Origin of the sequence: Parasedimentitalea psychrophila, from assembly GCF_030285785.1 — a bacterium.
Taxonomy (GTDB): Bacteria; Pseudomonadota; Alphaproteobacteria; order Rhodobacterales; family Rhodobacteraceae; genus Parasedimentitalea; species Parasedimentitalea psychrophila.
Window position 1 is genome coordinate 335,642 of the sequence record NZ_CP127247.1, and the last position, 14,649, is coordinate 350,290.

Sequence of the window (14,649 nt, forward strand, 5' to 3'; positions counted from 1 at the left end):
TCTTAGCTCTTGCTGGCTTTTGCTTTGCCCCAGTCACCGCGCTGCAACCACACCGCGATGATGATGATCAGACCCTGCATTGTCCCGTTCAGGTAATTTGAGATCAGATCGGTAAAGTTCAGAATATTGCCGATGGTGGTCAGGATCAGCGCGCCCAGAATGGTGCCGCCAATCCGGCCATAGCCGCCCTTTAGAACAGTGCCGCCAATGATCACTGCGGCGATTGCCTCCAGCTCCCACATCACTCCGGTCGACGCCGAGGCCGAGCCCAGGCGAGGCACATAGATGATGGTCGCCAGTGAGACGCAGAGCCCCTGGATCACATAGGTCATGGTCTTGATCCGGTCGACCTTGATGGCCGAATATCTGGCGACACTCTCGTTGGAGCCAATGGCGGTGCAATAGCGGCCAAAGGCGGTCCGGTTCATCAGCAGCCAGCCACAGATCGACACCGCGATGAACACCCAGACCGGCGCTGGCAGACCCAGCACGCTGCCGTAATAGACCGGCCGGTAGGTGCCACGGATGGCAAAGTCGAGCGATAGGGTGCCGCCATCGGCAAAATAGGTGACCAGTGAGCGGTAGATGCCCATGGTGCCCAGGGTCACAATAAAGGCCTCTATCTTGCCTTTGGTGGTCAGCACCCCGTTGATCCAGCCAGCCCCAAGGCCCAACAGAATGGAACATCCACCGCCGAGCAGAACAGTGGCCAGCCCCGGCCCTAGGGTTTCCATGGCCGCGTTCATGATGATGATCATCACCCCGGCAATCGCCGCCGCCATCGAGCCCACCGACAGGTCAATGCCACCCGCAGTGATCACAAAGGTGGCGCCAACCGCGATGATGCCAATAAAGGCCGAGCGGGTCAGCAGGTTGGTCAGGTTGCCCTCACTCAGAAAGGCCGGGTTCAATAGAAAGCCGATGATGCACAATAGGAAAAGCGCAATGGCCGGGCCTGCGGTCTTGATGTCAAACCGCATCCGCTTGTTCTTTGGGGTTGTCTCTGCTGTCACTTCGCTCATCCCTTGCTCTCCCGCTTTAGTCCTGCGGCATAGCGCACGATTTCGTTTTCATTGATGTCGTCACCCGTCAGCACCCCCATCACCTGCCCCTCGCGCATCACCACAACACGGTGGCTGATGCCAATAACCTCGGGCATCTCGGACGAGATGATCACCACCGACACGCCTTCGGCAGCCAGAGCGGCGATGAAGTGATAGATCTGCTGTTTGGTGCCCACGTCGATGCCGCGCGTTGGTTCATCAATGATGACAATGCGCGGCTCGCTCTCCATCACCTTGGCCAGCAGCAGTTTTTGCTGGTTGCCGCCGGACATGTCGCCCACCTTGATATTTGCGTCACGGGTGCGGATGTCAAAACGACGGATGGCGCGTTCCAGCGCCGCCTCCTCGGCGGCAACATCCAGCCCAAAGCGGCGAATGAATTTAGGCAGCGAAAACAGCGTCAGATTGGGCCGCATCTGCTTGTCCAGCAACAGACCTTTGGCTTTGCGATCCTTGGTCAGATAGGCCAGCCCGGCATCGCGGGCTTCCGCCACATCGGCAAATCGGGTCTCGACCCCATCAACCAGGATCTGCCCCGATGCGATCGGCTCCAGCCCGCAGATTGCCTCAAATACCGCGCTGCGACCGGCGCCGATCAACCCCGAAAACCCCAGAATTTCGCCCTGACGAAGGTCGAACGAAACATCGTGAACACCCTTGGCGCAGAGATCACGAACCTCCAGCACCCGCACAGCATCGACATCGGCCTCATGCATCGGCGGGTACAGATCAGACAACTCGCGTCCGACCATCATCTGCGCCATCGCATCCGGGGTCAGCAACTCGGCCTTTTGCGAGCCAATCCACTGGCCGTCGCGCAGGATGGTGACGCGATCCGCAATCTGCTTCACCTCAGAGAGCTTATGGGACACAAAAACAATGGCAACACCCTTGGACTTGAGCCGCTCAACCTGGCGGAAAAACAATTCTGTCTCAGCCTCGGTCAACACTGCGGTGGGTTCATCCATGATCAGGACACGGGCATTGCGGCTAATGGCCTTGGCCACCTCAACCATCTGCTTTTCAGCAATGGACAGGTCCGAAATTCGGGCCGAGGGTGAGATATCAACGCCAATATCCTGCAAGTACCCAGACACTTTTTCGCGCATCTTGTCGCGCTGCAACAACCCGCGGTGGGTCAACTCACGGCCCAGAAAGATGTTTTCCTCAACCGTCATCTGCTCGGCCAGGTTCAACTCCTGATGGATCAGCACAATCCCCAGCGTCTCGGCCTCGCCATCCGGCGGCAGCACCACCTCCACGCCGTCAAACAGAATGCGACCAGATGTCGGCGCGTGAAACCCTGACAGGATCTTCATCAGGGTCGACTTGCCAGCGCCATTTTCACCAATCAGTGCATGAACTTCGCCAGGGTGAATTTCCATGCTGACACTGAACAATACCGGCACAGCGCCAAATGACTTGCTGATATGGTCTGCCTTCAGAACCGTGGCCGTTTCTGGTGTCTCATCAAACATCATCATCCCCATCCCGCCGTTATGTAAGTGAGCGAGCCTGATTGTCGGATGTAAACCTTTTCATAACCCATGTAAACCTTTACATAAGGAGATGTAAACCTTTTCACATACAGACAATACCGTTATAGAATTGCTTAAACACTTGCAAAACAATGGCGAAAGCAGCCACAAGCACATCGTTTTTGAGGGTCAGGGAAATTGAAAGAAATGCCGGAAAGACCAGCGACTATCGAGGACGTGGCCAAGCTGGCTGGCGTCTCTATCGCGACGGTCAGCCGGGCGATTCGCAAGCCCGAGAAGGTTGCCGAGAGCACCCGCAAGAAAGTGACCGCCGCCATTGCCCGCACGGGATATATTGCCAATGCCATGGCGCAGAACCTGCGCATGCAGCGGTCGCAAATGGTGATGGTTCTGACCCAGTCCATTGCCGACCCCAATTTCCCCGGCATCCTGATCGGGTTGGAAAAGGCGGCCAATGACCGCGGCTATGGGGTTTTGATCGGCAATACCGAAGGCACCATCTCGCTGGAGGAAAACCACATGCGGTTCCTGGCCTCGGGTATGGTAGATGGGCTCATCCTGCTGACCGGACACCTGCCCGTTGCCGGCCGTCCCAACAGCCCACCCTCGGCACTGCCGCAAATGGTTGCCGCCAGTTGCCCCGTCAGTTGCCCCGCCAGCCGCACTGACCTTCCCTATGTTGGGGTTGATGACGTTGCGGCGTCAAAAATGGCCACCGAATATCTGATATCTCTGGGCCACCGATCCATTGCCTACATCGCCGGCGGCAGCAGCGACGCGGTGTCGGATCTGCGTCTGGATGGCTACTGCAAGGGGCTTGCCGAGGCCGCCGATCCGCTGCCGGTCTGGCGGGTTGACGGCGATGGATCCAGCGAGGGCGGCCGCGCTGCGGTAGAGCGGTTGTTCATCAAAGATACGCTGCCGACTGCCTTTTTCTGCTACAATGACGACACTGCAATTGGCGTGATCAGCGCCTTGAAACTGCGCGGCTACCGCATTCCCGAAGATTTCTCGGTGATCGGTTTTGACGACATCCCCTTTGCCAACAACATTACCCCGGCGCTGACCACAATCCGCCAACCGCGCACCCGGATTGGCGAACTGGCGATGGGGCAATTGCTGGACCGCCTTGCAGGCAGCGACGATAAAACACTGGAAACCCTGCTACACGGCGATCTTGTTGTCCGCGAAAGCTGCGGCCCCGCCCCTATTCGGCGCAGCCGCTAGCCGCCTTGAAGGTGCGCAACACATGGCGGGTGGCCTGAACCAACGGGTCATGTGTCTCTTTCAGAATTGCCACCCGATCAAACCGCGACGGATCGCGGTTCACTGCGTCGCGCAGAGCTGCGCCAAACACCATGCGCAGCTCGGTGCCGATATTGAACTTGCAGACCTTTGACCCCCGCGCCAGTGCCCGGCGTTGAAACTCGGGCACGCCAGAGCCGCCGTGGATCACCAGCGGCACAGTTGTCACCGCTTCGATGGAGCGAATGCGGGCCTCGTCCAGCCCACCTTCTTTGTCCTGTTGCAGGTGAACATTGCCCACCGAAATCGCCATCGCGTCAACACCGGTCTCGCGGGCAAATTTTGCAGCTTCGTCTGGGTCGGTGCCGGCGGACCCTTCACCACCGCTATAGCCAACGAAACCAATCTCGCCCTCACAGGACACCCCCGCCGCATGGGCCATTTCAACAATGGCGGCAGTATCGTCGATGTTCTGCGACAGCGATGTGCGTGATCCGTCGAACATCACCGAGGTAAAGCCGCTTTCAATCGCCACACGGCAGTCGTCGGCGGTGTAACCGTGATCCAGATGCGCCACTACGGGAACCGAGGCCTGCTCGGCCAGATGCCGAAACATCTTGCCCAGCACAGGCAGTGGCGTGTGATCACGGCAAGACGGGCCAGCCTGCAAAATAACCGCCACGTTTTCAGCCTCGGCTGCGGCCACATAGGCGCGCATTTCCTCCCAGCCCAATGTCACCAATCCAGCAACGGCATAGTTGTTCTTCAGTGCGGGTTGCAGCACATCCGCCAGCGTGACCAGCGTCATTTGAACTTTGCGATCATGTCTTTGATACCCGGAATGGTCTCAATCTGGGCGGCATGGGTTGGCTGGAAATACTGCACCAGCGAGCGCTGGCTGAGGCCGCCAAGAATTGTGAAGTAATACATCTCGTAGCCCGGCAGCACGGCGCAGGGGTGATAGCCGCTGTCCAGCATGACGGTCGAGCCATCCATGATATGATAGGCCTCGCCCGGCGTGTTATCCTCACGCTGAAGCATCTGCACACCCGAGCCATAATTGGGACGGAAGCGGAAATTGTAGGTTTCGTCGTGGCGGGTCTCAACCGGCAGACGGTCGGTGTCATGCTTGTGCGACGGAAAGCCCGACCAGCCGCCCTGCCCCACGGTATACAACTCGCTGACCAGCAGACGGCCGACTTTGCCGTGCTGCTTTTGCCCCAGAATATGCTTGATCTTGCGGTGGGTTTTGGTGTCGTCGCTGCCGTATTGCACCAGATCAATGTCACCTGCGCGCACCTCAAACGGATCCAGAACCTTGTCGTATCTGGCCCCGGCGATAAATATCTCGGTCTCGTCTGAGACGCAGACAATGGTCACCTTGGCGCCCACCGGGACATAGACCCCTTCGGGCTCTCCATCCCAGACATCAATGGTCCGCTTGCCCAGATTGGAATAGCTGACGCCCTCAACATCGACATCCACGGTGCCGGTTGCCGGCGCCACGCAGGTCTCATATCCCGGCACCTGATATTCAAAGGCCTCGCCTTTCTTCAGCTTGACGATGTTGAAATAGTTCAGCGGAACAGTTGCGTCGTCCACGTCCACAATGGGAATGTTCTTATTGTCATGCGGTGCGATGTGCATAGTTTGATCCTTTAGCGAGGGTCGGTCGGGCCAGGGTGCGAGGCCAGGAAGGTTTCAAGCTCGGCCATGACGGGCATGGCAGGGGCGCAGCCGGGGCGGGCCACCACGATTGAGGCGCAGGCGGAGCCGCGCAAAACTGCATCCTGCATTTCGCGCCCCTCGGCGAGAGAGGCCAGCAACCCCGCCATAAAGCTGTCGCCAGCGCCGGTGGGTTTCAAGGCAGTCACCGGGTAGATCCCGGTGCGGATCTCTTGCTGGTTGGCAAAGGTCACAGCCCCCCCAGGGCCCATTTTATAGACCACGATTGCGGCGCTGGACCTGGCAAGTGCGCGCGCCCTATCCAACCCGCGACTGATGTCGCCCGCCATAAAGCCAAACTCTTCGTCATTGCCGACGATCACATCAGACAGCGCGCCAGCCCGCGACAGCACCTCTTCGGCGACCTGTGCCGACGGCCAGCTGTAGGGGCGATAGTCGACGTCAAAGATGATCGGCAGACCGGCCTCGCGGGCCAGCTCAAACGCCCGGAAGGTTGCCGAACGTGACGGCTCAGCCGCAAACACCGTGCCCGCCGTGATCAGGGCGCCGTATTGGCTATAGTCCACCGCCTCGACATCTTCGATGCTCATCTGAAAATCGGCGGCATTGTTGCGGTAGATAACGGACTGGTGGTCGGCGAGCCGTGTCTCATAGATCGCCAGGGAGGTCCGGGCTTCACCGGTGATCCGTTTCACATGGGTGCGATCAATGCCGTAATGGTCCAACTGGCCTTCGCAATACCAGCCGACCGCATCGTCAGAAACTGAGGTGAGCAAAGCTGACTGGCACCCCAGTTTGACCAGCCCGGCCGCGATATTGGCACTGCTGCCGCCCATGGCGACAGCCATAGTGGTGGCATCACGGATGCTGGTCCCGGCCGGATCAGGACTCAGGTCCATTCCGACCCTTCCAATGACCAGAAAATTGCGTTTTTTGATTCCGTCCAGGATCACTTGCGGCCCTCCGTATTGCCTGCTTTGGCGGCGTCCAGCACCTCGGGATAGGGATAGTTCATCCCCAGCAATTGACGCAACTCGGGGCTGGCGTTGTCTAGGAATGGTTGCGGCAACGCCGCAGGCATGTCCTCCATCGGTTTCACCCACTTGGGCAGATACTGGATCAGAATTGCACTGCGATCGTGATCTGCCTTGTTTGGCATCGCACAGTGCCAGGTCACCCCGTAAAACAGGGCGACATCGCCCGGCTCGCCGGTCATGCGCTCGCAGCGGTTATAAAATCCATCCTCGGGCGCGGGATAGCGCAGCTCTCGCTGGCTACCCGGCACATAACCGGTGGCGCCGCTTTCCTTGGTGAACGGGTCCAGCAGCACCGATACCTGCGCGTTCATCGGAAACGAGCCGTTGAACCCCACCGGATGGGTCTCAGGCTTATGGAAATCCCAATAGGGGTAATCCACATGCGGCTCCTGCCCCGGCCCACCGGGCAGAATGCGATTGGCGGCGATTGAGCCCATGATGAACTCGGTGCCCAGAAAACTGCGCAGGACATTCATCAGCACCGGATGGGTCGCCATGTGCGAGAACACCTCGCCCTTGGCCAGCAGGTTCCAGACCCGGCGTTGCAGGTTCAGATTGCCTGCACCCTCGGCCGCGCCTTGAAAATGGGTGGCCTTTTCGGCGGAGTGTTCCGAGTGCGCCATGACAATGGCCCGCGCCTCGGCGATCTCTTGCGCGGTGAACAGTCCTGAAATTCCGACCGCTCCGCCACCATTCAAAAGCTCTTCAACAATCTCGGCTGGATTTGCTGTTGCTGCGGTAAACCGTTTCATCATACGCCCTTTCGCTGTTTGTCTCGGCTGGCTTCCCAGTCGGTGTGCGCCTCGCGAACACGATTGCTTGTGGTGATATGCGGGGTGCCGACCTCCCACCAGGTATGGCCTTCGGTGGTCCAGCCCTCATAGGGGTCGACCTTCATAACGATCACATAGGTCCGGGCGCTGGCTTTGGCCCGTTTGAACGCCGCACCCAATTCATCCGGGTTTGACACGGTTTCAGCAACGGCCCCCTGCGCCGCTGCATGGGCCTCAAAGTCCACCGCAAACGGTTCGGGAATTGTCGGGCAATCCGCAAGAAGGTTGTTAAAGCTTTCATTGCCGGTGTTGTTCTGCAGCTTGTTGATGACCGCAAAGCCACCATTATCCAGCACCAGAATAATCAGCTTTTTCTGGCTGAGCACGGAGGAATAGATGTCCGAATTCAACATCATGTAGGAGCCATCACCAAGGAAAACGATGGTGTCGCGTTCGGGTTCCCGCTGCATCTGCGCGATCCGGGCGCCCCAGGCCCCGGCGATCTCGTATCCCATGCAGGAAAAGCCAAATTCAACATCGACGGTCCCGATATCCAGCGTGCGCCAGTTGGCGGTCACCTCGGCCGGTAATCCCCCTGCGGCGGCCACCACGCGGTCGCGCGGATCACACAGTTCGTTCACAATACCAATGGCCTGCGCATAAGAGGCCGGCCGATTGCCGTATTCAACATTCTCAGCGACATAGGCATCCCAAGTGGCGCGCCCCGCCTGTGCCTGCCTGGTCCAGCTGGCCGGGGTTTGATAGCCGGCAACAGCCGTTCCCAACTGGCCAATCGACAGCTTGGCATCGCCGACAACCGGCAGTGACATATGCTTAGCCGCGTCATGCCGGGCTGCGTTGATTGAGATAATCCGGGCATCCTTGGCAAAAGCCGTCCACGATCCGGTGGTAAAGTCCTGCAGCCGGGTGCCCACGGCAACAATCACGTCCGCCTGCTCGGCGATCTCGTTGGCACTGTTGGATCCCGTGACCCCAAGTGGCCCGATATTCAGCGGATGGGTTGCCACCATATTGGCCCGGCCGGCGATGGTTTCGACCACCGGGATTTGATGTGCCTCGGCAAAGGCGGTCAATTCAGCCACCGCGCGCGAATACTGCACCCCGCCACCGGCGATGATCATCGGGCGCTTTGCCGATTTCAACAGGGCCGTCGCATCGGCAATTTCATCGGCATCCGGGCTGATACGGCGAATACGGTGGACCTTTTTCTCAAAGAACACCGATGGGTAATCATAGGTCCAGCCTTGCACATCCTGCGGCAGCCCCAAAAACGCCGGGCCACAATCCGCCGGATCGAGCATAGTGGCAATTGCAGCGGGCAGCGACTGGATCACCTGCGCCGGATGGGTGATGCGGTCCCAGTAGCGCACAACCGGCTTGAAGGCGTCATTCACCCCAAATGTCGGATCGCCAAAATTCTCCATCTGCTGCAGAACCGGATCGGGCAGCCGGGTCAGAAACGTATCGCCACACAATAGCAGCATCGGCAGCCGGTTGGCATGCGCCAGCGCCGCCGAGGTCAGCAGGTTCGAGGTGCCCGGCCCGGCGCTGGCAGTGCAGAACATAAACCGCTGGCGCAGCCACTGTTTGGCATAGCCGGCAGCGGCGAACCCCATGCTTTGCTCGTTCTGGCCACGGTAAAGCGGCAACGCGTCCTGAACCTCGTGCAGCGCCTCACCGAGGCAGGTCACATTGCCGTGGCCAAAGATACCAAAACCGCCGCCGCACAGGCGCATCTCTGCGCCGTCGATCTCGATGTACTGGTTGCTTAGCCAGCGAATAATTGCCTGCGCGGTGGTCAGGCGGATGGTGTCTGATGTTGGCGTCATTTCAGCACGACCTTTGTTGGATTTTCCGGCACCCAGTCGAATGCGGCTTGCTAGAATTCGAATCTCAGGATACAAATTTTGCAACCGGTTGCAAACTCAAATTCAGCAGGAACCCGAAACATGGTGGAAATTGGCATTGGCATTCTTGGCGGTGGCTACATGGGCAAAGCCCATGCTGTTGCCATGTCTGCGGTTGGTGCGGTCTTTAACACGCGACTGCGCCCCCGACTGGAAATGGTCTGCGCGTCATCGGCCGATAGCGCCGAGCGGTATCGTCTGGCCTACGGCTTTCGCCGCGCCACTGAGGACTGGCGTGCGCTGGTGAATGACCCATTGGTCGAGGCCATTGTGATTGCCTCCCCTCAGTCGACCCACCGCGCTGTAGCCGAGGCCGCCTTTGCTCTGGGCAAGCCGGTTTTCTGCGAAAAGCCTTTGGGCGCCTCGCTGAACGACAGCCGGGCGATGACCGCCGCCGCCGAGGCCTCGGGCTGCGCCAATATGGTGGGATTCAACTATATCCGCACCCCGGCCAGCCAGTATGTGCGCAGGTTGATTGCCGATGGCAAACTGGGCCAGATCACCATGTTCCGCGGTGAGCATACCGAGGATTTCTATGCCGACCCCAAGGCCCCTGCCACATGGCGCTGCAGCGGCCAGTCCAATGGCACCATGGGCGATCTGGCACCACATATGATCAACGGCGCGCTGGCCCTGATGGGGCCAATCAGCCGCGTCATGGCGGAAATCGAAACCGTGCATAAAACCCGCCCGGGCGGCGACGTGACCAATGACGACCATGCGCAGATGATGTGCCGGTTTGAAAACGGCGCCATGGGGCAGATGTATTTCAGCCGCGTCGCAACCGGGCGCAAGATGGGTTATGCCTATGAAATCACCGGCACCAAGGGGGCTGTGCGGTTTGATCAGGAAGATCAGAACGCAGTCTGGCTGTACCAGATGGACACCCCCGAGGCCGAGCGTGGATTCACCAAGATCCTGACCGGCCCCGCCCATCCTGACTATGAACCGTTTTGTCAGGGCCCGGGCCACGGCACCGGATATCAGGATCAGATCATCATCGAGGCAAGGGATTTCCTGACTGCCATCGAGACCGGACAACCGGTTTGGCCAACCTTCCGCGACGGAATGGATGTCAACCGAGTGATAGCAGCTGCTTTCGCCTCGTCGCGAGACCGTAAGTGGCAAGATATAAACGCGTTCTGAGCCTTTGAAAGGGACGAACAAATGACAATCAGAATTGGCAACGCTCCCTGTTCATGGGGGGTGGAATTTGCGGATGACGCTAGAAACCCCAGCTGGAAATCCGTCCTCAGCGACTGCGCCAAGGCCGGCTACAAGGGCATTGAGCTGGGCCCCGTTGGCTATATGCCCGAGGACCCGGCTGAGCTGGGCGACGCGCTGGCGCAACATGAGCTGGAGCTGATTGGCGGCGTGGTGTTCCGCGCCTATCATGATCCGGACGCCTGGGACGAGGTACTGGATGCCACCCACCGCACTGCGCGCGCGCTAAAGGCACATGGGGCCGAGCATCTGGTGCTGATCGATTCCATCTCGCCGCGCCGCGCCCCCACCGCCGGCCGCGCCTCTGAGGCCGCGCAGATGGACAAGGCCGAATGGGCTGCTTACCGCGACCGCATCGCCGAAACAGCGCGGATCGGCAGCGAGGAATACGGGCTGACCGTTGGTATCCACGCCCATGCCGCAGGTTTCATGGATTTTGAGCCCGAGCTTGAGCGCCTGCTGGACGAGGTTGACGACAAGATCCTCAAGATCTGCTTTGACACCGGCCACCACTCTTACGCCGGCTTTGACCCGATCGCCTTTATGAAGCGCCATGTGGACCGGATTTCCTACATGCATTTCAAAGACATCAACCCGAGGGTCAAAGCAGATGTCATTGCCAGCCGGGCCGGGTTCTACGATGCCTGTGGTCAGGGCATTTTCTGCAACCTGGGCGACGGCGACGTGGATTTCCCGGCGGTGCGTCAGGTGCTGTTGGAGGCGGGCTTTGCCGGCTGGTGCACGGTCGAGCAGGACTGTGACCCCACGCTGGACCCAGATCCCATCGGTGATGCGCGCAAGAACCGTGAATACCTTGAAACTATTGGCTTTAACTAAGGAGCCTAACAGATGACAAAATTGAAATGGGGCATGATCGGCGGCGGCGAAGGCAGCCAGATCGGCCCGGCACACCGCCTGGGCGCACTGGCTGACGGCTTGTTTGATCTCACCGCTGGCGCGCTGGATCACCGGCCTGAACAGGGCCGCGACTATGCTCTGCGCCTGGGCGTGGCGGCAGATCGCGCCTATGGCGACTGGCGCGAAATGCTCGCTGGCGAGAAAAACCGCGAGGATCGGATTGATCTGGTCACAATCGCAACCCCCAACTCCACCCACTTTGAGATCACCAAGGCGTTTCTAGAGGCCGGGATCAACGTGCTGTGCGAAAAGCCGATGACCATGACCGTCGAAGAGGGCGAGGAAATCGTCCGGGTGGCCGAGGCCACCGGTAAGATCTGCGCCGTGAACTACTGCTATTCCGCCTACCCGATGGTGCGTCAGGCCCGTGCCATGGTGCGCAGCGGCGAGATCGGCAAAGTGCGGCTGATAGTGACCAACTTCAGTCACGGCCACCACGGCGACGCCACGGATGCAGACAATCCACGGGTGCGCTGGCGCTATGATCCGGCGATGGCCGGGGTCTCTGGGCAGTTCGCCGATTGCGGTATCCACGCCCTGCATATGGCTAGTTTTATCAGCAATGACGAGGTAGAAAACCTGTCGGCTGACTTTGCCTCGACCATTCCCAGCCGCCAGCTGGAAGATGACGCAATGGTCAATTTCCGCATGAGCGGTGGCACTGTTGGGCGCCTGTGGACATCGTCAGTGGCGATTGGCCGTCAACACGGCTTTGACATCCAGGTGTTTGGCGAGACCGGCGGGCTGCGCTGGACCTCGGAGCAGCCGAACCAACTGATCTATACTCCGGTTGGCGGTCGCACTCAGATCATTGAAAAAGGCGAGGCAGGGCTCCACGAAGACGCTCAGCGCCTGTCGCGTGTGGCCATTGCCCACCCCGAAGGCTTTCCGCTGGCAGTTGCCAATATCTACTGCGATCTGGCCGATGCCATTCGCGGCGAGACCCGTGACAGCCTGCCCAGAGCCGTTGACGGATTGCGGTCAATGGCTGCGGTTCACACAGCGGTGGCCTCGGCCAAGGCGAACGGAGCCTGGATGGACGCCCGTCCGTCAATCTTCCGTTAGGTCGTAACCGGCCTGCGCAGTGTTCCCCTCTCGATCAACGTGCAGGGGAACAAGCGCGCCTCGGGGTAGTGGTCAGGCGTTTCCAGTTGAGACACCATCAGGTCCACAGCGGCATTGGTAATTTGGCGGATGGGCTGCCGGATCGTCGTCAGGTTGATGTTCTCCCAGCCCGCCATTTCCATGTCATTCAGGCCCAGCACCCCAATGTCCCCGGGCACCTGCAGCCCGCGGCTTTCTATGGCGCTCAGCGCCCCAATCGAAATCACATCATCGGCGCCAAAATACACCTCGGCGTGACCACCACGGTCCAGCAGGCCCAGCATCGCCGCGCGGCCAGCGGCAAACGAGTATTCACTGGAATAGGCATGCGAGAACCTCAGCTCAGGGTGCGCGGCCATTTCGGCGGCAAAGCCTTGAAAACGATCCGAGGTGGAGACCGCATTTTCCGGCCCGCCCAGAAATCCAATATGTTTATAGCCTCGCCCAATCAGCGTGCGCGCCGCAAAAGCACCGGCCGCGACGTTATCAATGCCAACCAGATTGGCATTTGGGTTGTCTTTGTAGCGCGCAAAGGCAAACACCACCGGAATATTGGCCTTATCAAATGATCCCGCAAAACTGGCCGGGACAGTCGAGGAGACCACGATCACCCCATCCACCGAGTATTGACGCAGCATGCGGACGCTTTCATCCGGCCCCTGGTCGCCGGTCAGGTTGACCAGCAGCGGTCGCAGCCCGCGTTCCTGCAAACCAGAGGTAAACAGATCAAAGACCCTCAGGAAAAATGGATTCTTGAAGTTATTGGATACCAACCCGATCAGCTTCGTGCGGCCAGTGGTCAGCGAGGAGGCCAGCGCATTGGGACTATAGCCCAGCTCATCGGCGGCGGCTTCAACCTTGTGCCGCATCTTGTTGGAAACCGAAGCACCATCGGTAAATGTCCGAGACACCGCAGACCGGGAAACCCCGGCGCGTTCGGCAACCTCTTTCAATGTAACGGCCATCCTGTCCCGATCCCCTGATCCTGCGGTACGCGTTCTAGCTGCTTTACGCGGCAAAGACAGTATCAAAAATTTAAGGAAATTTTGCAACCGGTTGCAAGGGGGTCTCAAGTGTGGTTAGATATGAGTCGAAGAGACGGAGATAACCGTTTTTTTGCACCAAGAGACGGTATTTTCTGGGAGGGAAACAATGACTTCACTAATGAAGAAACTGATGCTGGCGACAGCCGTTGTGGCGACACCAATGATGATCGCAACAACCGCATCCGCTGAGGGCGAGAAATATATTCTGGTCAGCCACGCTCCGGATAGCGACAGCTGGTGGAACACAGTCAAAAACGGTCTCGCACTGGCAGGCGAGCAGATGAATGTCGAGGTTGAATACCGCAACCCGCCAACCGGTGATCTGGCTGACATGGCGCGGATCATTGAACAGGCTGCCGCATCCCAGCCCAACGGCATCATCACCACGCTCAGCGATTTTGACGTGCTGTCCGGCCCGATCCAAGCGGCTGTAGACAGCGGTGTCGACGTGATCATCATGAACTCGGGCACCCCCGAGCAGACCCGCCAAGTGGGCGCGCTGATGTATGTGGGCCAGCCCGAATATGACGCCGGTCTTGCGGCTGGACTGCGGGCCAAGGGCGATGGGGTGGGCAGCTTTCTCTGCGTCAACCACTATATCAGCTCGCCCTCCTCCACTGAGCGCTGCCAGGGCTTTGCCGATGGTCTGGGCGTCGATCTGGCCAACCAGATGATCGACAGTGGACAGGATCCATCCGAGATCAAGAACAAAGTGATGGCCTATCTGAGCGCCAACCCTGAAACGGATGCGATCCTGACACTGGGCCCAACCAGCGCCGATCCGACGCTGCTGGCGCTGGATGAAAACGGTCTGGCCGGTGACATCTACTTCGGCACTTTTGATCTGGGCGAAGAAATCGTCAAAGGCATCAAGGCCGGCGTGATCAACTGGGGCATCGACCAGCAACCGTTCCTGCAGGCCTATCTGCCGGTTGTGGTGATGACCAACTATCACCGCTACGGTGTGCTGCCCGGCAACAACATCAACTCCGGTCCTGGTTTTGTCACCGCCGACGGACTTGAAAAAGTCGAGATGTTTGCGGGCGAATACCGCTAACTCTTCCGAATTAGGGCGGTCAGTGCAAATTGGCCGCCCTTTTACCATCCAACATCTGGACCAGGTAA

General features: G+C 59.2%; 13 protein-coding genes. 5 read left to right on the forward strand and 8 right to left on the reverse strand.

Translation table 11 applies throughout. The features are described from left to right. Window positions 1-2: 2 nt before the first annotated feature. Both QPJ95_RS01640 and QPJ95_RS01645 read right to left on the reverse strand, forming a co-directional pair. Entirely contained in the window at window positions 3-1,022 is a 1,020-nt protein-coding gene (locus tag QPJ95_RS01640) for an ABC transporter permease (protein WP_390922994.1), read from the reverse strand. Beyond that, complete coding sequence (locus QPJ95_RS01645) at window positions 1,019-2,542, reverse strand: sugar ABC transporter ATP-binding protein (protein WP_270918871.1); 1,524 nt, start codon at window positions 2,540-2,542, stop codon at window positions 1,019-1,021. Before QPJ95_RS01645 ends, QPJ95_RS01640 begins: the two co-directional genes overlap by 4 nt. Before the next feature lie 207 nt (window positions 2,543-2,749). Here QPJ95_RS01645 and QPJ95_RS01650 point away from each other — a divergent pair, with 207 nt between their 5' ends. Continuing rightward, window positions 2,750-3,790, forward strand: a complete 1,041-nt coding sequence (locus tag QPJ95_RS01650) for a LacI family DNA-binding transcriptional regulator (RefSeq protein WP_270918872.1) — start codon at window positions 2,750-2,752, stop codon at window positions 3,788-3,790. Here the strand turns inward: QPJ95_RS01650 and QPJ95_RS01655 are convergent. From QPJ95_RS01655 to iolD, 5 genes are read right to left on the reverse strand one after another with little or no spacing between them, the layout of a single operon-like run. After that, complete coding sequence (locus QPJ95_RS01655; RefSeq protein WP_270918873.1) at window positions 3,771-4,616, reverse strand: class II fructose-bisphosphate aldolase; 846 nt, start codon at window positions 4,614-4,616, stop codon at window positions 3,771-3,773. The genes QPJ95_RS01650 and QPJ95_RS01655 overlap by 20 nt on opposite strands. Then, window positions 4,613-5,455 carry a 5-deoxy-glucuronate isomerase gene (locus tag QPJ95_RS01660; RefSeq protein WP_270918874.1) on the reverse strand — a complete coding sequence of 281 codons (843 nt, stop codon included), beginning with the start codon at window positions 5,453-5,455 and terminating at the stop codon, window positions 4,613-4,615. The genes QPJ95_RS01655 and QPJ95_RS01660 overlap by 4 nt, the downstream gene beginning before the upstream one ends. Window positions 5,456-5,466: 11 nt before the next feature. Continuing rightward, on the reverse strand, window positions 5,467-6,393 hold the full coding sequence (iolC, locus tag QPJ95_RS01665) for a 5-dehydro-2-deoxygluconokinase (protein ID WP_286018230.1): 927 nt from the start codon (window positions 6,391-6,393) through the stop codon (window positions 5,467-5,469). 50 nt (window positions 6,394-6,443) lie between these two features. Beyond that, a complete protein-coding gene (locus QPJ95_RS01670) occupies window positions 6,444-7,283 on the reverse strand; it encodes a phytanoyl-CoA dioxygenase family protein (RefSeq protein ID WP_270918876.1) in 840 nt (279 codons plus the stop codon). Beyond that, on the reverse strand, window positions 7,283-9,154 hold the full coding sequence (iolD, locus tag QPJ95_RS01675; protein ID WP_270918877.1) for a 3D-(3,5/4)-trihydroxycyclohexane-1,2-dione acylhydrolase (decyclizing): 1,872 nt from the start codon (window positions 9,152-9,154) through the stop codon (window positions 7,283-7,285). Before iolD ends, QPJ95_RS01670 begins: the two co-directional genes overlap by 1 nt. Window positions 9,155-9,274: 120 nt before the next feature. Between iolD and QPJ95_RS01680 the strand changes: the two genes are divergently transcribed. From QPJ95_RS01680 to QPJ95_RS01690, 3 genes are read left to right on the forward strand one after another with little or no spacing between them, the layout of a single operon-like run. Next, window positions 9,275-10,378 carry a Gfo/Idh/MocA family protein gene (locus QPJ95_RS01680; RefSeq protein ID WP_270918878.1) on the forward strand — a complete coding sequence of 368 codons (1,104 nt, stop codon included), beginning with the start codon at window positions 9,275-9,277 and terminating at the stop codon, window positions 10,376-10,378. Window positions 10,379-10,399: 21 nt separating this feature from the next. After that, window positions 10,400-11,293 (forward strand): TIM barrel protein, encoded by an 894-nt coding sequence (locus QPJ95_RS01685; protein WP_270918879.1) that lies wholly within the window; start codon window positions 10,400-10,402, stop codon window positions 11,291-11,293. 12 nt (window positions 11,294-11,305) lie between these two features. Next, entirely contained in the window at window positions 11,306-12,439 is a 1,134-nt protein-coding gene (locus QPJ95_RS01690) for a Gfo/Idh/MocA family protein (RefSeq protein WP_270918880.1), read from the forward strand. Here the strand turns inward: QPJ95_RS01690 and QPJ95_RS01695 are convergent. Next, entirely contained in the window at window positions 12,436-13,443 is a 1,008-nt protein-coding gene (locus QPJ95_RS01695) for a LacI family DNA-binding transcriptional regulator (protein ID WP_270918881.1), read from the reverse strand. The two genes, QPJ95_RS01690 and QPJ95_RS01695, sit on opposite strands and share 4 nt — an antisense overlap. A gap of 187 nt (window positions 13,444-13,630) precedes the next feature. Here QPJ95_RS01695 and QPJ95_RS01700 point away from each other — a divergent pair, with 187 nt between their 5' ends. Beyond that, window positions 13,631-14,581: a sugar ABC transporter substrate-binding protein gene (locus tag QPJ95_RS01700; protein ID WP_270918882.1), complete on the forward strand. Its 951-nt coding sequence runs from the start codon at window positions 13,631-13,633 to the stop codon at window positions 14,579-14,581. Window positions 14,582-14,649 lie beyond the last annotated feature (68 nt).